This is a genomic window from Desulfatitalea tepidiphila, assembly GCF_001293685.1.
GTDB classification, from domain to species: domain Bacteria; phylum Desulfobacterota; class Desulfobacteria; order Desulfobacterales; family Desulfosarcinaceae; genus Desulfatitalea; species Desulfatitalea tepidiphila.
Genome location: NZ_BCAG01000001.1, coordinates 845565 through 868629 on the forward strand (window position 1 = coordinate 845565; position 23065 = coordinate 868629).

Sequence of the window (23065 nt, forward strand, 5' to 3'; positions counted from 1 at the left end):
AGGCATAGGCGGAAAATATGTATCGAAAAAAATATCACATTCACTTCGTAGGCATCGGCGGCATCGGCATGAGCGGCATTGCCGAACTGCTGTTGAATCTGCATTACGAGGTTTCCGGATCAGACCTGAAATCATCGGATATCACTGAACGCCTGTCCCACCTGGGCGCCAGAATATACGAAGGTCACGAGGCCGACCAAATTGCCGGCGCCGATGTGGTGGTGGTCTCGTCGGCCATCGATCCATCCAATCCGGAGGTGAGCGCCGCCATCCAGCATTCAGTGCCGGTGATTCCGCGGGCCGAAATGCTGGCCGAGTTGATGCGCCTCAAATACAGCATCGCGGTGGCCGGCGCCCATGGCAAAACATCCACCACATCGTTGGTAGCCTCCATATTGGCCGCCGGCGGGCTCGATCCCACCGTGGTGATCGGCGGTAAGCTCAAGGGGATCGGCTCCAACGCCGTCCTGGGCAAGGGCGATTACATCGTCGCCGAGGCCGATGAGAGCGACGGCTCTTTCTTGAAATATTCGCCGGCCATCGCCGTGGTGACCAATATCGATCGGGAGCACCTCGACTTCTACAAGGACCTGGAGGACATCAAGCGGGTGTTTCTCAATTTTATCGACCGAATCCCCTTTTATGGCCTGGCGGTGTTGTGTCTGGACAACGATGCGGTTCAGGATCTCATTCCCCATATCCGTAAACGCTATGTCACCTACGGCACCAATGCTCAGGCCGATTTGCAGGCGCGCGACGTGGTGTGCCGGGGTCTGGCCAGCCAGTTTGAGGTCGTTTTTCAAGGCACCCCGCTGGGCCGGATCGCCCTGAGTCTGGCCGGTATGCACAACGTGCATAATGCCCTGGCTGCCATTGCCGTCGGGTTGGAGCTGGGTATCGAATTCGGGCGGATCAAGAAGGCCCTGGGAAATGTGGAGGGCGTCCAGCGTCGAATGGAGATCAAGGGGGAGATCGGGGGCATCACGGTGGTGGATGATTACGGTCATCATCCCACCGAAATTAAAACCACCCTCGAAGCCATGGAGCTGGGATGGCCGGGACGGCGCAAAGTGGTCGTTTTCCAGCCGCACAGGTTCAGCCGGACCCGGGCGTTGTACGATGATTTTGCCCGCAGCTTTTACCGCTCGGAGGTGCTCATGGTGCTTCCCATTTACGCGGCCAGCGAGCGGCCCATCGAGGGAATCGACAGTCGCGGCCTGTGCGAGAGCATCCGGGCTCACGGCCACAAGGACGTACGCTTTGCCGAGGGCCTGGAAGAAGCGGTATCTGACTTGGCCCAATGGGTCACGACCGGGGACGTGGTGCTCACCCTGGGGGCTGGCAATGTGTATCAGGTCGGCGAGAGGTTGCTCGATCGGTTGAAGACGACCGGCGTGCCGAAAAAAGAGACCGGGAAGTTAGAAGATTAAAGCGGTCGATGGACAGGCGCTTTCGATCGCCGGAAGGCAGGGGAGCGAAGGATTTTTTGACGACATGATTCAAGGGACGGTCACGGTGCTGGGCAATTCCAAAAACCGCAAGACGAGAAAGAACCGACGCAAGAAAGACTTGGGCCAACTGCGGCGACGCTGGATGGCGAGGACGCTTACCGGCGTGAAGCTCTGCGGTATCATCGCTGGTCTGTTGATGGCGTCCGCCGGGTTCATGTATGTCTATGCGGCTGTCACTTGCTCCGATTACTTCCGGACCGAGAAGATCCGCATCGGCGGCAACCAGAGGCTTTCCGAAGAACAGGTCCTCGCCCAGGCCGGTATCGATATCGGAAACAATCTGCTGGCCCTCAACCTGAGCCTGGTCCGCAAGCGGTTGATCGCCCATCCATGGGTCGCCGATGCCCGGGTGGCAAGAGAAATTCCGGAAACGATCACCATCCGGCTTGTCGAACACGAGGCGTTGGCGCAGATCGATCTTGGCCGCCGGTTCTTGATCAATACGGATGGAAAGATTTTCAAGGAGGTTCAGGACGCTGAAGCCTCGGGGCTGCCCCTGATACAGGGCATCGAATACGGGGACATCAGCCTCGGCGAAGACGCACTCAACCCTCCGATGGCGGCGGTGGTCGATGTGCTGCAATCGTGCCGCAAACCGGTGAGCGTTATCCCTTACACCGAAATTCAGGAATTGCGGTTGGATAAGGAGATGGGCATCACGATCGTGCTCAAGGACCAAGAGCGGATGATCCAGTTGGGTTTTGGCGACCTGGACACCAAACTGGAGCGATTCAAGCGGTTACGGCCGGTTCTGCAAGGGAACGGCAAGTGGCGCAGCTTTCAAATGGTGGACCTGAACAACCCGGATCGGGTCGTGGTGCGGCTCAACGCATCCGACGCGCAGGGAGCTTAAGGAGAGTTATGGCGCAGGGCAACGAGAACATCGTCGTGGGACTGGATATCGGGACGACCAAAATTTGCTGCGTCGTCGGTGAAGTCCGGGGACCGGAAGTCAATGTCATCGGAATCGGCACCCATCCTTCGGTAGGGCTGCGCAAGGGCGTTGTGGTCAACATCGAATCGACGGTGGAGTCGATCAAAAAGGCCGTCGAGGAGGCCGAACTCATGGCCGGCTGCGAAATCTCCTCGGTCTATGCCGGCATCGCCGGAGGCCACATCACCGGTTTCAACAGCCGCGGCATCGTGGCCATCAAGGGGCCCGAGATTACGCCCCTGGATGTGGACCGGGTGATCGACGCCGCGCGCGCCGTGGCCATTCCCATGGATCGGGAAGTGATCCACGTCCTGCCTCAGGAGTATATCGTGGACGACCAGACCGGCATCCAGAATCCAGTGGGCATGGCCGGTGTGCGCCTCGAAGCCAAAATCCATATCGTGACCGGCGCGGTGACCTCGGCCCACAACATCGTCAAGTGCGCCAACCGGGCGGGGCTGGATGTGTGCGACATCGTCCTGGAATCGCTGGCTTCGGGAGAGGCCGTATTGACGGGGGAAGAAAAGCAACTGGGGACAGCCCTGATCGATCTGGGCGGCGGCACCTCGGATTTGGCGATTTTCTCCGGTCAGAACATCAAGCACACCTTTGTGCTGGCCCTGGGCGGAGACAACCTGACCAACGATATCGCCATCGGCCTGCGGGCGCCATTGGCCGAGGCGGAGAAGATAAAGAAGAAGTACGGCAGTTGCCTGTCGGAGAACATCAACACGGAAGATACTATCGAAGTGCCGGGTATGGGTGGGCGAAAAGCCCGCAAGTTGCCGCGCCAGATCCTCGGAGAGATTTTGGAACCTCGCATGGAAGAGATCTTTACCTTGCTCAAACGGGAAATCTATCGTGCGGAGATGGAGCACTACGTGACGTCGGGCGTGGTGGTCACCGGCGGAACGGCACTGCTCGATGGGGTAACGGACATCGCCGAATCCGTATTGGGGCTTCCGGCCCGACTCGGAAAGCCCCAAGGGATCACGGGTCTGACCGATGTGGTGAACAATCCCATGTATGCCACGGGCGTGGGGCTTGTGATGTATGGGGCACGCAAACAGCCGGTCAAGAAGTTCCGCATTCGCGATAAGAATATTTTCAACAGCATCGTGCAGCGGATGAAGAAATGGTTCAAGGAAGTAATATGAAGAATCGTTCGGGTATTCACCTGTCTGCTTAAAAGAGAAGGATATAGGGGGAAACCTTTAACATACAAAAAGGGGGAGACTATGTTTAGTTACATCGAGCAGGAAAATTCGGCAAAAATCAAGGTGATCGGCGTTGGCGGGGCGGGCGGCAATGCCATCAACAACATGATCACCAGCAATCTGCATGGCGTAAAATTCATTGCCGCCAACACCGATGTCCAGGCCCTGGAGGTTTCCAAGGCGGAAATCAAAATCCAGCTGGGAGAGAAGCTGACCGAAGGACTGGGCGCAGGGGCCAATCCGCAGATCGGCAGGGATGCCGCCCTGGAAAGCGGCGAGGCGGTGAAGGCGTCGCTGACTGACAGCCACATGGTGTTTATTACCGCCGGTTTCGGAGGCGGCACCGGAACGGGCGCCGCTCCGGTCATCGCAGGGTTGTGCAAGGAGCTGGGGATCCTCACCGTGGCCGTGGTCACGCGTCCTTTTTCTTTTGAGGGTAAAAAACGCGCGCGCGCCGCGGACGAAGGCCTGGAAGAGCTCAAGCGGGTGGCCGACACGGTCATCACCATTCCCAATGACCGGCTGCGCGGTCTGGCTTCCAAAAATGCCCGCATGATCGACATGTTCCGCAAGGCCGATGAAATACTGCTCCATTCGGTGAAAGGCATTACCGATCTGATCATCCGGCCGGGGTTGGTCAACCTCGATTTCGCCGATGTCAAGACCACCATGTCCAAGGCCGGCATGGCCATCATGGGTATCGGTGTGGCCAGTGGAGAGAACCGGGCCGTGGAAGCCGCGGAACGCGCCATTTCCCATCCGTTGCTCGAGGACATCAATATTTCCGGCGCAAAGGGTGTGCTCATGAACATCACCAGCAGCAGCGATATCACCATGGAAGAGATGACCGAGGCATCCGACCGTATATACAACGAAGTCGGCGATGATGCCGATATTATCTGGGGCGCGGTCATCGATGACGATATGGGCGATGAGATGCGGGTCACGGTCATTGCCACCGGCATCGGTGTCGAGAAGGATAAAAAGGAGCCGGCCCCGGCCCAGGCCCCGGTCTCCGATCCGACCTATGGCGGGAAGGTGCGCGATATCACGCCGGCGGATCTGGCAGCCGGCGATGATCTGGACGAGCCCACCTTCCGGCGGGTCCGCCGGCAGCAGCTGGCGGCCAACGAATCCTCCGGGTCGCTCTATAAAGGCTACAAGGGCATGGTCATCGACAGCAATGACCTGGATGTGCCGACATTCCTGAGACGCAAGGCGGATTAGGGATTTGGTGTCAAGCGGTCCTGCTGGGAAAGACAGGCAAGGTTGAATGCGTTTTTGTGGATCAATGGGTGCCATCCAAACGGTCAGGGCGATCCGGTTTCAGGATCAATTTTTTTTAAACGGAGTGTTTGATGGCACCCGGAACAGACAAACAGCGTAAAGAAAGGCTCGATGCAGAGGTCGGTACAACCCATAAATCGTGGCATGATCGCGTGCGTGTGGCGCTCATCTATCCCAATCACTATGCCGTGGGCATGGCCAGTCTGGGATTCCAAACGGTTTACCGGTTACTCAATGCAATGGATCATGTGGTTTGCGAGCGTGCGTTTCTCCCTGAAACGAATCACGCCGACCGGCCGTTGGTTTCCCTCGAATCGGGGCGCAGGTTGCGTGAGTTCGATGGTTTGGCTTTTTCGCTCTCATTCGAAAATGATTTTGCCAATGTACTGACCATCCTGCAAAAAGCGGAGCTCCCCCTGTCATCCGCCCATCGTGGCGCCTCCCTCCCCCTAATTTTGGCAGGGGGAGTCTCCGCTTCTCTCAATCCAGAACCCCTCGCGCCGTTCATAGACTGCTTTCTGATCGGCGAAGCCGAAGCCCTGCTATCAGATTTTTTCGAGTGTTTTCATCCGGGAATGGATCGTCGCGAGTTTTTGTTGAAGGCTGCCCGGGATCTGCCCGGCGTTTACGTGCCTTCCTTCTACGAGGACAGCCACCATCCGGATGGGACCCTGGCCGGTTTTACGCCACTGGCCGAGGTCCCTGAAAGAATAACGCGGGTCTATGCCGCCGATATCGGCCAGTTCGATACGACCAGCACGGTGGTGACGCCGCACACGACATTTGAAGACGCTTTCCTCATCGAAGTGAGCCGGGGATGCCCTCATGGCTGCCGTTTTTGCGCCGCCGGCTATGTGTACCGTCCCCCGCGATATCGTCCCTTGCCCCGGCTGCTTCATGCCCTGCAACAGGGGGCCGACCAGACTGGAAAGGTCGGCCTCCTGGGTGCGGCGGTATCCGACCTTCCCGATCTGAAAGCACTGTGTGATTTCGGAAGCCGACATGCATTGCAGCTCGCTTTCAGTTCGCTGCGGGCCGATGCCCTGGACGACGGGCTGATCGCGGCCATGAAGAGCGGTCGCCTTAAAACCGCCACCATCGCACCCGAGACAGGCTCGGAGCGCATGCGTCGGGTGATCAACAAAGGGATGAGCGAAGCGGTCATCCTCGATGCGGCCGAACGGCTGGTGGCCAACGGTATTCCCAACCTGAAGCTCTATTTCATGGTCGGTCTTCCCACAGAGACGGACGAGGATGTCGCGGCCATCGTCACTCTCGTCAAAAAGATAAAACATCGTTTCCTGGGATCGAGTCGCGCGCGCGGCCACATGGGCACCATCACCGTCAGTCTCAACTCCTTCATACCCAAACCGTTTACACCGTTTCAATGGACGGCCATGGATGATGTCGTCCACCTCAAACAGAAAATCAAACAGATCAAGATGGACCTAAAAAAGGTGGCCAACGTGCGTGTCCATGCCGACGTGCCGCGCTGGGCTTACATTCAGGCCCTGTTGTCACGCGGTGATCGGCGCGTGGCTCAATTGTTGCTGTCGGCTCATGAGAACGAGGGCAACTGGCCCCGGACCTTCAAATCTTCCTCCCTCAACCCGGATTTTTATGTTTACCGCGAACGTCCTCGGGATGAACGTCTGCCTTGGGACTTCATCGATCAAGGCTTGAACAAGCGCTTTCTCTGGAATGAGTATCAGCGCGCTTTGCAGGCCAAGGAAACCCCGCCCTGTCCCGCCGACCCTGAGAACTGTCAGATCTGTGGTGTCTGCAAGAAATTCTAGTCGAATGTGTTCCACCCTGAAGGACAGGCTTGACAAAAGCTGTTTGATAAAAAAATCGCATGGCAACTTAGAAGGCAGGCGTGGGCAGGGCCACATGAGCCATGCGGCTTAGTGTCGCTTGAATGCAAACGGCGGACAAGCGGCCCAGACTGTCTGAGCGCAGCGAGTTTCTGGGCCGCCCGCCGTGCATTTTAGCGACACTTGACCGCTAGGCGTGTGGCATCGGCCACCTGCCCTGCCCACGCCGGGTTTAATGAATAGTCTTCAGTTAGAGTTGCTGGGCCTCTGCGAAGTGGCCTGGCGATCACCGTACGTTCGAATCGATGACAATTCGTAAAAATCTTTGACAGTTCTCTCCCACCAAGTGTTGGGCCATCCTCCGGTCAGGTATATAATTTCAACAGTTTTAGATAGATGCCTGTCATGTGACAGATCCTGTCCCGGCATGTCTTTTGCGTCTTTAAAAACAAGTCAGATTTCGACAACCCATTCAGAAAGGAGGCAGAACCATGCAATTGACCAAATGGGACCCTTTCAAGGAGATGGAGGATGTGTTCGATCGCTATACCCGGGCGCTGGATTGGCCGCGCAGGTCCAGCCAGCAGATGATGGCCACCGGTGATTGGGCGCCTCGGGTGGATATTTCGGAAACGGAAAAGGAGTTCATGATCAAGGCGGAAATTCCGGAAGTGAAGAAAGAGGATGTCTCCGTGACAGTGGACAATGGCGTCTTGACCATTCGAGGGGAGAGAAAACAAGAAAAGGAAGAGAAAAACAAGAAGTTCCATCGCGTCGAAAGATATTTCGGTACCTTCATGCGCAGCTTCACCCTGCCGGACAATGTGGATGAGACCAAGATCGAGGCCACGTTCAAGGACGGTATGCTCAACCTGCATGTTCCCAAATCTGCGGAAGCCAAACCCAAAGCCATCGATGTGAAGATCAAATAGCCTTCCATCCACCCGCTGACGGACGGCTCAATGCAAAAGGCGGCCCAGGGGGCTGCCTTTTGCGTGAAGCCGTCATCCGATCCGTTTCCCTCCAAGATTCAATCACGATATCGGTTGACAGGCTCGTCGGGTTGAGATAGTTCGCATCCGAAGGAGTTGTGTGATGAAGTGGGACCGTGACAATTTGCCCGATTGCATTGTTTTTTTTCTGGCCAAGGCTTACCAGAAGGCCCATGGCCGTTTCAAGGAGCGCCTGAAGCCTCACGGGTTGACCAACATGCAACATCTTGTGATGGAAGCGCTCTGGTACCAGGAGGGGTTCACCGCTGCGGAGCTGGGCAAAAACCTCATTCTGGACAAGGCGACCATGTCGGGAGTGATCGATCGTCTGAACGAGGCGGGCTGGCTGGAAAGGCGGCCTGATCCTGAAGACGGCCGTGTCCAAAGGCTCTATCCATCGCTCAAGGCCAACGAGATGAAGGAAGAGTTGATCAGGTTGAGGCAGGCGGTCAACGACGATCTGCTGGCCGGCTTTTCCGCCGAGGAACGGGTGCTGTTCAAGCGTTTTTTAATGGATTTTGTTTGAGGCGTGTTTTTTTTGTGCTGATGGTTCGTATGCGAACTATGCTGGGGGCCTGCACAGCTTACGTTCGCGTCAGGGCATTTGGCAAAGTGGTTGCAGAAAACCCAAAACGGAAAGGCGTAGCGACATGTTACTCAATCCCAAGACCGAAAAGTATGAACATCTGGACGAACGTTCCAGGGAGATCATGTTAAAGACCATCGCGTTTTTCGAAGCCAAGGGCAAGGAGAGGTGCAAGGAGGACTTGCGCGGGCGTGTCTGGCATCAGGACTTTTTCGACTTTATCAAAGAGAATCGCATTTTCGCCGATCTGCTGACCCCGTCCCGGTACGCCGGAGCTCATAAGGACGCCCGCTGGGACACCACCCGGATTTGCGACTTCAACGAGATCCTTGGTTTCTATGGCTTGTCCTACTGGTATGCCTGGCAGGTGAGCATCCTGGGATTGGGTCCGATTTGGATGAGTGCCAACGAAAAGGTAAAACAAAAGACCGCTGATTTGCTCGCCCAAGGGGGCATTTTCGCCTTCGGCTTGTCCGAAAGGACGCACGGCGCTGATCTCTATTCGTCGGAAATGATGGTCACTCCGCTGGCCCAGGGGCGCTACGTGGCCGATGGCGGCAAATATTACATCGGTAATGCCAACAAAGCGGCCTATGTTTCTACATTCGCGAAAAATTCCGAAACCGGGGAATACGTATTTTTCGTGGCCGATCCCAAAGCACCGAACTACGATCTGGTCAAGAACACCGTCGATTGGAGCGGCTACGTGGCCGAATATGCCCTCAATGGCTATCCGCTGACGGACGATGAGATCCTGTCCACCGGCCAGGATGCCTGGGACGCGGCCCTGAACACGGTCAACGTCGGCAAGTTCAATCTGGGGTGGGCATCGTTAGGCATCGGTGAACACTGCTTTTACGAAGCCATCAACCATGCGGCCCATCGCAACTTGTACGGGCGCTTTGTCACCGACTTCCCCCACATCCGTCGACTGTTCACCGACGCCTTCTCCAAGCTGGTGGCCATGAAGCTTTTCGCAAGGCGGGCGGCGGACTACATGCGTTCGGCTTCGGCAGATGACCGCCGTTACCTGCTTTACAATCCCCTGGTCAAAATGAAGGTCACCTGCGAGGGCGAGGAGGTTATCAACCTGCTTTGGGACGTGATCGCGGCGCGTGGTTTTGAAAAGGACATGTATTTCGAAAACGCCACCCGCGACATCCGCACACTGCCCAAACTGGAGGGCACCGTGCATGTGAACATGGCCCTCGTCGTCAAGTTCATGGCCAATTATTTCTTCAGTCCGGGCGAATTTCCGAACATTCCCAGACGCACCGATCCGGTCGACGACACGTTTCTCTTCGACCAGGGACCGACGCGAGGTCTGGGCAAGATCAAATTCCACGACTACAAGATCGCTTACGACTCGGTCGATCTCCCCAACACGGCCATCTTCAAGGAGCAGGTCAACCTGCTGCGCGACTTGCTCATGTCCGCCCCGCCGAGCAAGGATCAGTCCAAGGACATCGACTTTCTTCTCTCCCTGGGAGAGCTTTTCACCTTAGTGGCATATGGCCAGTTGATTATCGAAGAGGCCAACCTGGAGGAAGTGGACAAAGACGTTCTCGATCAGATATTCGACTTCATGATTCGGGACTTCTCGAAGTTTGCCCTGCAGCTGTCCCAGAAACCTGGGGTTACGGACGTGCAGGCGGCCCATTGCTTGAAGATGATCAGAAATCCAGCCGGGGACCAGGCGCGCTACCGGCGGGTCTGGGATAACCACATCACCCCGCTGGTGGATGCATTCGAACAACATCCATAAGGCCGGCTTGGTCAAACGGGTTCTATTTTTCAGGTCACACATCAGATCCTTGGTCAGCTCCGACTAGGATCGAAAATGGGTATTCTTATGTCGCCCGGGCCTGCCAGAACGTCCCCCCTCGGACTTGCTCAGGGCGACGTGGGTTTGGGTTTGAAAACGACGGCGGGCCTGACCCGTTTGGCATAGGTGAACCCTGCTGCGGTTCGGGCCCGACCGTATTGTTTTTCGAGGCTGTCCAATGGCCCGGCGTCGATTGCCCGGACCGGGCAGGCATCCACACAGATGGGTTTTTTCCCTGCTTGGATGCGGTCCAGACAAAGGTTGCACTTCCCCATCTTGGCGCCCGGCTCAGGGCCAAATTGAGGCGCATGATAGGGGCAGGCCTTACGGCATTTTTCGTCGCAGGCCGAATTGCCCAAACAGCGGTCGCGATCGACGACGACGATGCCGTCTTCTTCTCTTTTGTGAATGGCATCGACCGGGCAGGCGGCTGCGCACATAGGATTGTCGCAGTGCCAGCAGGGTGAGGCCAGATAGCTGACGAAGACGTCGGGACACTTTCCCTTCTCGGTATAAGTAATGCGCATCCAGTTTTCCGGTCCGGCCGGAATGTCGTTCCAATCCTTGCAGGCTACGCGACACGCGCTGCAACCCGTGCAGCGTGTCTGGTCGAAATAGAATCCGAATTGATTCATGACCGTTTCCCCTTCATGACTTCGACGAGCGACGTATTGAGCACGGCAGCACCGCCACCCGAGTAGGCGTCGCGGGTCAGTGTGTTGGCGCATCCGCCGCGGTCGATGCCGTTTGCGTCCGGCGCGTACCAGGCCCCTTCGGTGACCGAGACGACACCGGGGATGATACGCTCGGTGACCCAGGCAATGATGGCAATGGTGCCCCGATCGTTGAAAACATGTACTTCGTCGCCATCTTCAATGCCTCTCGGCGTTGCATCCACCGGATTGATCCATACCCGATGGGGTTCGGTCTCGCGCAGCCACTCGACTTTGTACATCTCCGAGTGAACCCGGTTGCGGGGGTGGGGGGTGATCAGCTGCAGGGGATATTTTCGGGAGAGCGGGTCGTTACGATCTTCAGATGTTGGCAGATATTTGGGGATTGGCGGACACAAGCCGTCGACAATGTCTGCCACGCGCTGGGAGTAGATCTCGATTTTTCCGGAAGGCGTATCGAACGGATGGTTTTCGGGGTCCTCGATCTGTTTGCGAAAAGCCACCACCGGGGTTTCCAGCTCGATGCGATGGATGCCTTCCTGCCTGAATCGATCAAAGTCTCGAATGTGATGCTTCAGGTCAGTGCTCCGTTCATAAAGGCGCCGCAGCCACGCCTCTTCGGAATGTGTTTCGAAATCCTTAATGTCGAGTTTTGCAGCCAATTCAGTGGCAATTTCAAGATCGTCCTTACATTCGCCCAGGGGTTCGAGCGCCCGGTTGCTGAACATGAAATAAGGCCCAGACGGCCAGGGGCGCATCAGGTCACTGCGTTCGGCCGTGCTGGTGACCGGCAGAAGAATATCGGCATAGCGTGCCTGGGGTGTCATGAAGAGCTCCTGGGTCGCGAAAAACTCAAGGCTCTGGAGTGCTTTGGCCGCTTTGTTGCTGTTGCCGGTCTGGTTGAGGTAGTTGTTGCACATGGACCAGGCCATTCGGATGTCCGACGGATAGCCGCCCTTTTTGCCCTTCAAAATGGCATCGAAAAGGGTGTTGATGTGGATCCGCTTGATCACACGTTCGCGGATGTCCAGGGTCCCTTTGACTTTGGGGCCCTCCAGCTCGAAAGGATTTTTCCCTGCCGGGATGCCTGGGCTGCGGAACATGTGGGCGACGGGAATGCCCATCAAGCCCCCGCCGGCGCTGCCGCCCGGACGGCCCACGTTGCCGGTCATGGCGCACAAGGTGGCTGCGCAGCGGTTGTACTGCTCGCCCATGGCGCTACGGGCCGGTCCCTGGCAATCCATGAGGGCCGCCGGCCGGGTCGTGGCGTACTCCCTTGCGAGACTGGCGATGATGTCGGCCGGCACACCGGAGATGCCGGCCGCCCACTCCGGCGTTTTCTCAACGCCGTCTTCCTCGCCGAGCAGATAGGATTTGAATCGATCGAAACCCACGGTATAGCGATCCAGGAAGGCCTGGTCCTGGAGCTTTTCGCGAATCATCACGTTGGCCATGGCCGCCATCACGGCGGTATCGGTGCCCGGCCGGATGGGAACCCACTGGTCGGCCACGGTGGCGGCCGTATCGTGATAACGGGGGTCGATGGCAATGACGCGTGCGCCGTTCTCCTTGGCGTGGATGAGATGGTACATGGTGTTGGTTCCCGATATCATGCGTGCCGGGTCCCAGCCCCACAGCAGTATCAGCCTCGAGTTGAGCATGTCTTCGCGGCTATGCCCCACCATGACCGAGCCGTATTGGGTCAGGGAGGCCCATACGGCCCCCTCGGATGAGATATTGCCGTAATGGGTCACATAGCCGCCGAACATGTTGAGAAGTCTCTGGGCCGCCGCACCGCCGCGATGCAGGCTGGCCAGGTAACCGCCACCGGTCATCAGAAGAATAGCACCGTTGCCGTAGATTTTTTTGACCCGTTTGAGCTGATTGGCCAGGGTGTCCAGGGCTTCATCCCAGGAGATGCGCTCGAATTGACCGTCACCGCGCCGGCCGACCCGCTTCTGTGGATACATGAGCCGTTCGGGATGGTGAATATACTGGCGATAGGCCCGGCAGCGTAGGCAGGTCCTCAGTTGATCGGGCTCTTCTGCATCGTCTCCTTCGATCCGCACGATGACATTGTCTTTGACGTGCAGCCTGAGCGGGCAGCGACCGCCGCAGTCAAACGCCGAGGTCGCCCTGACGATGCGGACGTTTTTATCGGAAGCGCTTGATTGTGGCATGGGACCTCCATTTTTTCCGTTGTTTGGCTGTGGGCCTTACTGTCTTCCCGGGGCGTGTCTTCTACAACCGGGCCTCGATCAGGTGAGGACCCGGCGACTGCAATGCACGGGCGAACATTTTAATGAAAGAATCGGTATCTTCGGCGCGTGTGGCGCTGACGCCCATTCCCTGGGCCAATTTGACCCAATCCAGATCCGGCCGGCTCAAGTCCATCGTGCTCAGGGTGGCCTTACCAGGGGCCTTGAATCCCAGACGGCTCAGCTCTGCCTGGAGAATTTGATATTTGCGGTTGGAGAAGATCACGGTGGTGATGTCCAACCCTTCCCGGGCCTGGGTCCAGAGGGCCTGCAGGGTGTACATGGCCCCGCCGTCGCCCTGGAGACAGATGACCTTGCGGTCCGGACAGGCCAATGCCGCGCCGGTAGCCAGGGGCACCCCCTGACCGATCGAGCCGCCGGTGAGGCATAGCCAGTCATGACGCGGTGCGCCGGCACTAAACAGGTAGGCATGGCCGCCGGAAGTACCCGCTTCATCTGAGACGATGGCGTTTTCCGGCAGAAGGGCGGCTATTGCGGCGCCGGCCGATTCGATGGTCAGGGGGCCGCTCGGCAAATCCGGGCGCTCTACCTGCTGCAAAGCCGGTTCTATCCTGCCGGCACCGATGGACCTGGCCAGGGCTTCCAGGGCGGCAGTGGCGTCCTGGAACGGTTCGGCCAGCTTGTGCACGTCACACTCATCGGGCAAGACCCGCGTGGATTGATCCGGATAACCAAAAAATGCAGTAGGGGCTTTGGTCCCCGCAAGGATGACCTGGGGATAACCGGAGAGCCGCTTTCTGGCCCGTTCCGGAAAGTAGGGCAACCGTTTGACCACCGGCAATCCTGCGCCTCGCTCAAAACGGGCATCGAAGGTTTGGGACATGACCACGGCCCCGGTTTTTTGGGCGATGCGCGCCGCGGCTTTCAATCCGGGTTCCAGCAGGGCCTTGCCGCCGATGATCAGCGCGGTGGGTTTGCCGTTGAGCAGCAGCTGAAGCGCTTTATCTACGGCATGCTCGGAGACTTTGGCAGCTTCGGGAAGAACGATTCTCTCCTCGTACGGCGACGATTCCCCCCAGGCGCAGTCGGCGGGGATGACCAGCGTGGCCACTTGTCCGGGCGGGGACATGGCGGCTTGGAGGGCGGCGATGCCTTGCGAGGGCAGACGCCTGGCATCCGTGGCTTCGCGTACCCATCCGGACACGGGCTTGGCCATGGTCGCGATGTCCGAGGCCAGCGGTGGGTCGTTTTTGCGGTGCGGCCAGGGATGGTCGCCCACGAGATTGACGATCGGTGATTGCGCTCGGCGCGCATTGTGGAAGTTGGCCATGGCGTTGGATAGTCCGGGGCCCAAATGAAGCAGTGTGGCGGCAGGCCGCCCGGTCATGCGGGCGAAGCCATCGGCGGCGCCCGAACCGACTCCTTCGAAAAGAGCGAGCACCGTCCGGATGCGCGGTTCCTGTTCCAAGGCCGCCACCAGATGAATTTCGGTCGTTCCCGGATTGGTGAAACAAAGCGTCATGCCGGCATCGGCCAGTGCGCGCATCAAACATTCAGCCCCGTTCATAGAGCTCCTTTCTCCTTGGATGATCTCTTGTTTTCGCTCAATTTTCTCTCTACCACGCAGTAGAGGCCCTCGCCCGCCCTGGCCGCCTGGTTGCACAGGTTATCCGAAAGGCAGGTCGATTTGCGCCTGTCTCCGGCTTGCCAGCGTTTGATCAAGTGCGGTTCGCGGATAAAGGGCCTCGCCATGGAGAAGTAATCCGCTACTCCCTCGGCCAGGAGCTTTTCGGCCAGGTACAAAGAGCGAATGCCGCCCACCAGCATAATCGGGACCGAGAGCGCTTCTTTGAAACGGCTGGCGGCCTGTCTGAAATAGCCCTCTTTTTCTTCGGCGGTGATGTTTTGACGGATCGGGCTGAGTGCACCGGAGACAAGCGTACCGCCGCTCACTTCGATGGCATCGACGCCCCCGTCCTGGAGCATGCGGCCGACTTGGAGCGCCTCATCGATTTCCAGGCCGCCGTCGACAAAGTCGGCGCAGTTGACCTTGGCCAGCACGGGATAGTTCCGGCCCACGGCCTGGCGCACGGCGGACAACACCGCGAGCATCAGGCGCGCCCGATGTTGAAGCGATCCGCCATATCGATCATTCCTCTGGTTGAAAGCGGGGGAGAGCGATTGGGAGAGCAGATAGCCATGGGCGGCATGGAGTTGAATGCCGTCAAATCCTGCTTGTTGCGCGCGGGTTGCGGCCCGTGCGAACTGGGCGGGGAGCTCGTCCAGGTCTGAGGCGCTGGCCTCCCGATACCATTTTGCGCCCTTTGAATCCAGGATCGACAAGGCCAGGGGGGGCTTGCCGGTCAGTTTCTGGTTCGTAAAACAGCCCGCATGGGCCAGTTGTGCCACGATCGCACCATTCCGATCATGCACGGCCGTCGTCAATCGGCGAAGGGGCTCGACCAGTTCGTCCTTGTACAGACCCAGCTGCCAGGGCGTGGCTTGACCCTCCTGGGTGACGTAGGCGTGACTGCTGATGATAAGCCCCACCTGGCCGTCGGCCAGTTGGGCATACAACCTGGTTAACTGGGGGGTGCAGGTGCCGTCTGCCTCGGCCATGCCTTCCCATGTGGCCGAGCGCACGAAACGGTTTTTCAGCGGAAGATGGTGAATCGTGGTCGGTTCGAAGAGTTTTGGCATCGTGTCCCCCCTTGAGCTGTATCATGGATGTGATCCGGGTTCATGGCTTTCGATGAGGGAAAGCCGGTCACTGCCATGCTGCCATGTCTGAGACTGACTAAAGATACTATGTCCCATCCATTTTCGCAATGACGAGAACACTTTTGTTCGTTGAAACCGATAGATGTATGACAATATCGAAAAATTGACTCATTCCCAAGCGCTCTTTATCGCTACGGTTGCGTTGACAAATAGAGAGGTCAGGTCTAATAGAATAGCCCTGCATCGCATCGTCTATTTCAAGAGGAGAGCTTATGACCGAGTTGGTGAAAGTGAATATTGACAACCATGTGGCGGATGTACGGCTCAATCGTCCCGATAAATACAATGCGCTGAGTCCGGAGATGTTTGCAGCGATCATCGAAACGGGAAAGGCCCTGGCAAACGATCGGTCGGTCCGGGCGGTGGTGATATCAGGAGAGGGACGGGGGTTTTGCGCCGGACTCGATTTTCAGAGCTTTGCCGAAATGGGCGGCGGGCGCAAAAAAGGCAGTGATCTTTTTGAACGCACACCCGGCCAGAAGGCCAACAATGCCCAGATGCCCGGTATGGTCTGGAAGCAGGTGCCGGTGCCGGTGATTGCGGCGATCCACGGCGTGGCGTTCGGTGGCGGGCTTCAGATCGCTTTGGGGGCCGACATTCGATTGGCTGCGCCCGATGCGCGATTTTCCGTCATGGAGATCAAGTGGGGGTTGGTCCCGGACATGTCCCTGACGCAGACCCTCCGCGATCTGGTGCGCATCGATGTGGCCAAGGAGTTGACCTTCTCCGGACGTATCGTGGAGGCCGCCGAGGCTGAAAAGCTTGGTCTGGTCACCGGCGTATGCGATCAACCCCTGGAAGAGGCCCTTCGCATGGCGGCCGAATTGGCGGCTAAATCCCCCCATGCCGTATCAGCGGCGAAACATTTGTTGGAGCGTGCATGGCATAGCGATGACGAGGCGGGCCTGTGGCTGGAAGAGTCCCTACAGCGTTCCCTGATAGGAACGCCCAATCAAATCGAGGCGGTGACAGCCAACTTCGAAAAGCGGCCACCCAAGTTCGCGGACAGGGATTGACGTACGCAGCTGGGTGCAAGATATAATGAATTCAGGTCGGTGGATCCGCAATGAGTCGTTTCCCGGACGGTGCGGTGCGGACTATCCCCCGACGGCTTTCATCCCATCGGGTGCCATGGCCATGTTCAACACCTGGTAGTAGGTGCGGATGCGGTCGACATACTGGACCGCTTCGGTGCCGCGGGCATATCCATGGGGAAGCGTCTGGTAGTATATTTTTTGTTGCAGCAGCGGTAAAACTTCCCTGAGGCTTCGCCAGGTGTTGTCTGGTTTGCCCATCCTGCGGGCAAGCAGTCGTGCATCCTGCAGGTGACCAAATCCGAGATTGTAGGCCGCCAGGGCTATCAAGGTGCGATCGGGTTCGGCCACGTCGGTTCCCACCAAGCGGTGCAGGCGCGCCATATAACGCGTGCCGGCATAGATGGAATCCTCCACCGCCATTCGATTCTTGAGGCCCAGGGTTTTGGCGGTTTCAAGTGTCAGCATCATCATGCCGCGTACGCCGGTAAAACTTTTGGCGCGCGGGTTCCAGTGTGACTCCTGATACGACTGAGCGGCAATCAGTTGCCAGTCCAATCCATAATGGTCGGCCGCCCCTTCGAAGTAGTTCTTGTATTTCGGCAGCAGATTGAAAATGCGACGCCGATAACGCGCGATATCGACGTAGTCAAAATCTTCCAGATGACTGTAATAGTGGCTGACGAGGCCCTTGATCGTCTCCTGGGTGCCCGCTTGAGCGAACCATTGGGCCACGGCGCGATGAAGATGCCGGCTCTGGGGGTGCATGGCCCAGCGCAGTTGTTGCGGCTCTCCCAGGTTCATGTGGACCACCAATTCCGGATAGTAGCGTTGGTTCAGGGTCAATACATTGGATTCCACGATGGTTAATGGAACAGATTCATTCCAGACCATGTGAAGCATCTCTTCACTGGTTCGATCGGCAAGGGTACGCCATCGAATATCGTCGTATCGGTCCTTGAGCACCTTGAGCTGTTCCAAACCCGCGCTGTTGCGGGTCACCCAAAGCTGGAACTGATTCAGGTCCTCGGGTCGGAGGATGGCGGGACCGCCGCGTCGTCCCACGACTTGCTCGTGCACCTCGAGATATCCTGGGCCGAGGTTGACCATGCGGTTGGTGGGGGCGCCGAAGGGGAAGCCGGGCGCCGCGATGTCGGCTTCGCCACGAAGCAGACGCTCGACCATGTCTGCTTCCTCTTCGACAATGACGGTCCGTAATTTTACACCCAGGTGGTGGGCAAAAGCCCGGGCCAATTCAAATTCGAAACCGGCGTAGCCGTGGGCCGCCTCAAAGTAGCAGGCGGAATTGTTACGGGTCAGCAACACCAGTTCCCCTCGGTCCTCGACCGCTTCGAGGTCATTGAGCATCAGGGTTCGATCACAGGATGTAAAGGTGATGGACCCGACCAGTGCGGCGAGGCATACCGCGGTATGTTTTAATTTTTTAAGCATCTGAAAAAATATATAATATGAGCTCCATGGCCACCCATTCCAAATTACCGACCGAAAAAGGGAACCTAACCTCTGGTCTATGATCTGACAAGCAAAAAGAACGCCAATGACGGCCGCTGACCCACTGGTCGGTCTATCTGCTTGGATTTGTCCGATTAACCAGGCAAACGGCGCAGACCCTTTTTTAGAAGCGTGCAAAAAAGGGTAACTGCCCAGAGCAGGCCACAGGCAATTTTTGTCACACATGGACCATAATCGGCGGAAAAAGAAGAGGTGGAATGAGCTCAACCGGAATTCGATTTAGGCACAGGAATTGGCGAAGGTGTAAATAATTTTAAGATATCAATCAGATGTAGCGATTTTGACGGATTTTTGGCCCGGTCGCTAATGTAAAGGGGCCGTTGTATCCTCCTTTTGATCCAGATCACGCCATTTATCCAGAAGACGAATGGCGTTCTCGATATCCTGCTTCGCCTTGGGATGATGCGGGTTCAGCTCTAATGTCTGCTCCCATGCCCCAATGGCTTTTTCGAGTTCCTCGTTCAGGAAAAGGCGGACCCCTTTGCGATAGAGGGATTCCGAGCGGGCGTTGAGTTGGGCGCGAGCCTGGGCCAGCAGTTGGGCGGTGTCCTGATATCCCTGATCGAGGGCGTTTAATGTCGTTATGGCTTCGGCCTCTTTTCCCTCTTCGAGCAGCATTTTCCCCCAGGCATAGTGAGATGCGTTGAAAATGGCTTTTGCCTTTTTATTAAACGGATCCTGGGTGAGGATCTCTTCGCAGATGATGATCGCTTCGGCATAGGATTTTTCATCGAGGAAATGTTGCGCCTGGGCCAGCTCCGCAACGGTCGCCTCTGCCGAAAGGTGTTTTCTGATCCTGTCGATGGCTTTCGCTCTGCCGGGATATTGAGGACTGACCTTCTTCAGTTGGGCCATGGCCGGTACATATTTCCGCTGCTCCAGCAGTGCCATGCCACGTTGAAAGAACACTGCGTCCCTGAGGTCATTGGCGGCAGGGTGGTGGGGCTGCCGTTGGTCAATTTCAGATGCGATTTTAAGGACTTCTCGGTAGCGGCGATTCTCCAGGGCCGATTTTGCGCGCTGCACCAGGGCTTCCAGGTCATTGCGGGGCGAGGTGACCTTCGGAGACAGCTCGGGCAGCATCAGATCGGTCCCGATCAGAAGCGGTTTCTGGGGATCCAAGTCGTTGAAATAGGCGATGATCGAGGCTTTGGCGGCGTCGTTATACACATCGGTTGCAATTTTGGAGTACGAATCGCCCCGAACCACATTGTAAACGGGGGTTTCGCTGTTCGGCAGCCTGGTTTTGAGATACTTCAAGGCCCCTTTGTGATTGGGCATGATGCGCAGGGCGATCAAAAAATGGCTGCGCGCACTGTTCAACCGGCCGTTGTGATAGTCATCGACACCTCTCTTATAGTGTTCATTCGCCGACTTGAGGATGCGCTCCTCAAGGATCTTGATCTGGTCTGGTATCGTTTTGTCGTCGGGATTCAATCGTGCCGCCACGCGCCACGCGAAGAGCGCCTGTTGGGGTTCCTGTTCGTTTTCATGCTGCACGGCCTTTTTTCGATACACCTCGTGAAGTGGGTCTGGGAAAAGGGTCGAAACCATTTGTTTGAAAGAACCGCAGCCGTTCAAAGCGATGACGCAGCAGGTAAACAAAAGAAGCTGTCGGATGGCGTTCATCGCAGGTCCATCGAATTGAAGGTTGTCAGAAGCTCCCGGAATTTCAGGGGGTCTTTGTCTTTCTGGATGATGGATCTTCGAATTTTATAGTTATCGACGAAGAACGGGTTGCCGCCCTCCCTGCGTGTGAATGCGGCTTTGTATCCATGCTTTTTCAGCAGGGCAACGACCAGATCATCGGTCAGTCCGGCGGGATAGGCAAAGTAGTGGCAGGGCCGTTTCAGATGGGTGTGGATGATCCTGCGGGGCTCACCGATTTCCAATTCCAGCGCCTTGATATGCGCTTCGGGGTCGTTTTGGGATTGGAGGCGCGTTAAAATCTTTGCGGAGAGACCACTCGTGCCGATATCAAACCCGGCGGCCGCCAGTTTATCGATTTCCTGCCACGTGAGGTGGCCCGGCTGATCCATGCGGTCGGTGCGCACGAAGAGGGCGGCCTGAAAGCCATGGCGCAGCAGGATGGGATAGGCGATGTCATAGACCCAACGCTCGGTGCTGTCGAAGGAGATGATCACGGTTCGGGGAGGCAGTTGCTCTTCGAAATTAAGGAATGCGACGAACAGATCCAGCGATACCGTTCGATATCCTTGTTCACGAAGAAATTGCAGTTGGGTGTCGAAGTCGGCGGCGGATACCCTCTTTTTATCGTCAGGATCGGCGGTGAGTTTTGAATAATAAAGGATCGGTACCGTCTGGAATCCCCTCTTGTCGAGGCCGCCGTAGGCGATCGGCCTGAGGGGAATGACCAGGCGTTGTCCCGGGGTAACGCTCGAGATGCCGTTATAATCGGCAATCTGCCAGGCCTTATGGATACTGCCAAGGTACTGACCGGCCAGGCTCGCCAGGGACTCCTCGGATTTTACGGTCACGATGACGAAATCTCTGTCATTGATGACATCCGAATCCTTCGGCGCCGCAGACACCAAAATCGGCCCGGTCGCCTGGACGATGGACCAGACGATCAGCCAGATGATCATTTTGGGTCTCAGTTTTTTAAGCATGAATTCGACTTTTGATTCGAAGGGCCCTGAAAATGTCCACGGGTTCCGATTTGCCTTTGATGGCCTTTTGCCCCAAATGTTCGGCCTCGAGGGATGCGCTCAGGCGCTCGCAAACCTGCCGGCTGACGATGACTTCACCGGCGCCGGCGAATGCGTTGAGCCGGGAAGCCAGATTGACGCTGTCGCCGATGACGGTGTACTCCATCTTCGATTGGGAACCGACGTTGCCGGCCACCACCTCGCCCGTATGGATGCTGATGCCCACCGAGGCCAGCAGCTTGTTGCCGTGCAGGCTCTCCTTGAGCAACTCCTCCTGCAGGTATAGGGCGGCACGCACCGCGCGCTCCACATGATCCTGTCGGAAGACCGGAACGCCAAAAACCCCTAGCACCGCGTCACCGATGAACTTGTCGATATAGCCGCCATATTTGATGATCACCCGGGTCGCCATCTCGAGATAGGCATTCAACGCCTCGACCACCTGTTCGGGGGCCTTGCTTTCGGCATAAGAGGTGAAGCCCCGCACATCGCCGAACAGAATCGTCGCCTCATTTCGGGTTCCCTTTAACCATTCGGTTTCCGGATTGGCAAGGATCATGTCCAGCACTTCGTTGCCCACGTATTTTCCAAAGGATTTCTGGGTCATGGCATTTTTCCACAGCTCCTGACCCATCTTGTTGAAAGAGGCGCCCAACGTCCCCAGTTCGTCATTGCGTTTGACCGGTACGCGGAACTGATAGTTGCCCTTGGCGATCTCCTGGGTGGCTTTGAGCAGATCCGAGATCGGTCTTGAAAAACGAAAGCCGTAGAGCAGCGCAACGAGCAGCCCGACGCCCAGAATGCCCAGGGTGATCAAGACCACCGAGATGCGCTCTTGTCGTACCAGATCTTCTATGAAATTCAATGAGATGCCTACGTGAACCTGCCCCAGGAGTTTGTCTTTGAAGCTGATGTTGCGGTAAAGGTCGAGGAGCCGTTCTCCGTCCGGCCGATCGTAGCTGTAGTAGGTGACGTCGCTTTTTTCGGTGGTGACCGGGTTTTCGGCGAATTGCTTGAAGGGGACCCCGATCAGGTTGATATCCGTGTGGGCTTTGATCAGGTTGTTGGTACCGACGATTAGTGCATACCGCAACCCCTCGACACGCGCCGCTTCCTTGATCAGGGTGTTGAGTCTCAAAATATCATCTTCGAGCAGCGGGATGGGGGCATTGTTGGCAAAATAGTTGAGGCTGACCATGCCCAGACGCACGGTCTGTTCGTAGAGCCGCTCTTTTTGTTGGCCCAGGACCACCATGCTGAGGGTAAAGATGGTCAACACGATGATGAACGTCGTGGCCACGGCCATCTGAAGCCACATGGGGATGCGCGGACGGGGCAGTCGTTCGAAATAGCTGCCGTACTTATAGGCCAGCAATTCCCGGATGTCATCGGACAGGGAGGTGACTTCGATCTGGTATTCGCTGTTGATCGTTCGGATAATTGCCGATTCTTCCGCGAAACCCAGTTCCACGATGACTTGGCCAAGCCTGACTGCGCGGCCCTTTTGGATCAGGATCTCGCGTTGGCTGTCCAGGGCGCTTTTAAGCTGGAACTCGGTAATGATGCCGTTGCGTTTGAGGACCTCACCAATAAACAGGTCGTCGCGTGTCACATGACCCCGGCGCAGGCGTCCGCGCACCTGGCCGAGGAAGGTGGCTATGGGCCTTAGAAACGGCAGCATCTATTTGTTCCTACCTCCATCAAACAGTAACGCAACGAGCGGGATCGATCGACTTTCAATGAGTCCCCGGTCGACCTCCGGTCCTAATATGCTGAAGAACCAGCATATTTTTGCGAAACGGGTGCCGTGGGCGGCCGTTGACCATGAGAGACACTATAGAGACATAACACCCTGTTGTCAAAGGGATTGGGTGCGGTCCTTGGACAGGTCCGCTTCGGATCGATTTCGGACGCTCAGTCGTTGCCGTACCCTTTTACAATCCCGATCCATGATTATAGTCGTGGTTAATCTTTTACATCCAGCCAAAG

General features: G+C 57.1%; 17 protein-coding genes. 9 read left to right on the top strand and 8 right to left on the bottom strand.

Going from position 1 to position 23065, the window contains the following annotated elements:
* Positions 1 to 17: 17 nt before the first annotated feature.
* From murC to DFT_RS03710, 8 genes are all read left to right on the top strand, one after another.
* Entirely contained in the window at positions 18 to 1430 is a 1413-nt protein-coding gene (murC, locus tag DFT_RS03675; protein WP_054029864.1) for a UDP-N-acetylmuramate--L-alanine ligase, read from the top strand.
* 64 nt (positions 1431 to 1494) lie between these two features.
* Positions 1495 to 2364, top strand: coding sequence for a cell division protein FtsQ/DivIB (locus DFT_RS03680; protein ID WP_054029865.1), 870 nt, complete (start codon positions 1495 to 1497; stop codon positions 2362 to 2364).
* Between the two features lie 8 nt (positions 2365 to 2372).
* Positions 2373 to 3602 (top strand): cell division protein FtsA, encoded by a 1230-nt coding sequence (ftsA, locus tag DFT_RS03685; RefSeq protein WP_054029866.1) that lies wholly within the window; start codon positions 2373 to 2375, stop codon positions 3600 to 3602.
* A gap of 81 nt (positions 3603 to 3683) precedes the next feature.
* Positions 3684 to 4889: a cell division protein FtsZ gene (gene ftsZ / locus DFT_RS03690; protein WP_054029867.1), complete on the top strand. Its 1206-nt coding sequence runs from the start codon at positions 3684 to 3686 to the stop codon at positions 4887 to 4889.
* Positions 4890 to 5020: 131 nt separating this feature from the next.
* Positions 5021 to 6745, top strand: a complete 1725-nt coding sequence (locus DFT_RS03695; RefSeq protein ID WP_054029868.1) for a radical SAM protein — start codon at positions 5021 to 5023, stop codon at positions 6743 to 6745.
* A gap of 509 nt (positions 6746 to 7254) precedes the next feature.
* Positions 7255 to 7695 carry an Hsp20/alpha crystallin family protein gene (locus DFT_RS03700; protein ID WP_054029869.1) on the top strand — a complete coding sequence of 147 codons (441 nt, stop codon included), beginning with the start codon at positions 7255 to 7257 and terminating at the stop codon, positions 7693 to 7695.
* A gap of 163 nt (positions 7696 to 7858) precedes the next feature.
* Complete coding sequence (locus tag DFT_RS03705; protein WP_054029870.1) at positions 7859 to 8281, top strand: MarR family winged helix-turn-helix transcriptional regulator; 423 nt, start codon at positions 7859 to 7861, stop codon at positions 8279 to 8281.
* Positions 8282 to 8405: 124 nt separating this feature from the next.
* The gene (locus tag DFT_RS03710) at positions 8406 to 10106 is read left to right on the top strand and encodes an acyl-CoA dehydrogenase family protein (protein WP_054029871.1); all 1701 of its coding nucleotides are present in this window, start codon (positions 8406 to 8408) and stop codon (positions 10104 to 10106) included.
* Positions 10107 to 10234: 128 nt separating this feature from the next.
* Here DFT_RS03710 and DFT_RS03715 read toward each other — a convergent pair whose 3' ends face one another.
* The 4 genes from DFT_RS03715 to DFT_RS03730 all read right to left on the bottom strand — a co-directional run bounded on the left by DFT_RS03715 (position 10235) and on the right by DFT_RS03730 (position 15759).
* Positions 10235 to 10801, bottom strand: a complete 567-nt coding sequence (locus DFT_RS03715) for a 4Fe-4S dicluster domain-containing protein (protein ID WP_054029872.1) — start codon at positions 10799 to 10801, stop codon at positions 10235 to 10237.
* On the bottom strand, positions 10798 to 13020 hold the full coding sequence (locus DFT_RS03720) for a molybdopterin-dependent oxidoreductase (protein WP_054029873.1): 2223 nt from the start codon (positions 13018 to 13020) through the stop codon (positions 10798 to 10800). Before DFT_RS03720 ends, DFT_RS03715 begins: the two co-directional genes overlap by 4 nt.
* 61 nt (positions 13021 to 13081) lie before the next feature.
* Positions 13082 to 14626, bottom strand: a complete 1545-nt coding sequence (locus DFT_RS03725) for an acetolactate synthase large subunit (protein ID WP_054029874.1) — start codon at positions 14624 to 14626, stop codon at positions 13082 to 13084.
* Complete coding sequence (locus DFT_RS03730) at positions 14623 to 15759, bottom strand: NADH:flavin oxidoreductase (protein WP_054029875.1); 1137 nt, start codon at positions 15757 to 15759, stop codon at positions 14623 to 14625. The genes DFT_RS03725 and DFT_RS03730 overlap by 4 nt, the downstream gene beginning before the upstream one ends.
* A 293-nt stretch (positions 15760 to 16052) precedes the next feature.
* Between DFT_RS03730 and DFT_RS03735 the strand changes: the two genes are divergently transcribed.
* Positions 16053 to 16856: a crotonase/enoyl-CoA hydratase family protein gene (locus tag DFT_RS03735; protein ID WP_054029876.1), complete on the top strand. Its 804-nt coding sequence runs from the start codon at positions 16053 to 16055 to the stop codon at positions 16854 to 16856.
* 81 nt (positions 16857 to 16937) lie between these two features.
* Here DFT_RS03735 and mltF read toward each other — a convergent pair whose 3' ends face one another.
* The 4 genes from mltF to DFT_RS03755 all read right to left on the bottom strand — a co-directional run bounded on the left by mltF (position 16938) and on the right by DFT_RS03755 (position 22757).
* The gene (gene mltF / locus DFT_RS03740) at positions 16938 to 18572 is read right to left on the bottom strand and encodes a membrane-bound lytic murein transglycosylase MltF (RefSeq protein WP_083453298.1); all 1635 of its coding nucleotides are present in this window, start codon (positions 18570 to 18572) and stop codon (positions 16938 to 16940) included.
* A 138-nt stretch (positions 18573 to 18710) separates the two neighbouring features.
* Positions 18711 to 20036 (bottom strand): hypothetical protein, encoded by a 1326-nt coding sequence (locus DFT_RS03745; RefSeq protein ID WP_054029878.1) that lies wholly within the window; start codon positions 20034 to 20036, stop codon positions 18711 to 18713.
* On the bottom strand, positions 20033 to 21037 hold the full coding sequence (locus tag DFT_RS03750) for a polysaccharide deacetylase family protein (RefSeq protein ID WP_083453299.1): 1005 nt from the start codon (positions 21035 to 21037) through the stop codon (positions 20033 to 20035). Before DFT_RS03750 ends, DFT_RS03745 begins: the two co-directional genes overlap by 4 nt.
* Positions 21030 to 22757: an adenylate/guanylate cyclase domain-containing protein gene (locus DFT_RS03755; RefSeq protein ID WP_054029880.1), complete on the bottom strand. Its 1728-nt coding sequence runs from the start codon at positions 22755 to 22757 to the stop codon at positions 21030 to 21032. Before DFT_RS03755 ends, DFT_RS03750 begins: the two co-directional genes overlap by 8 nt.
* Between the last annotated feature and the right edge of the window lie 308 nt (positions 22758 to 23065).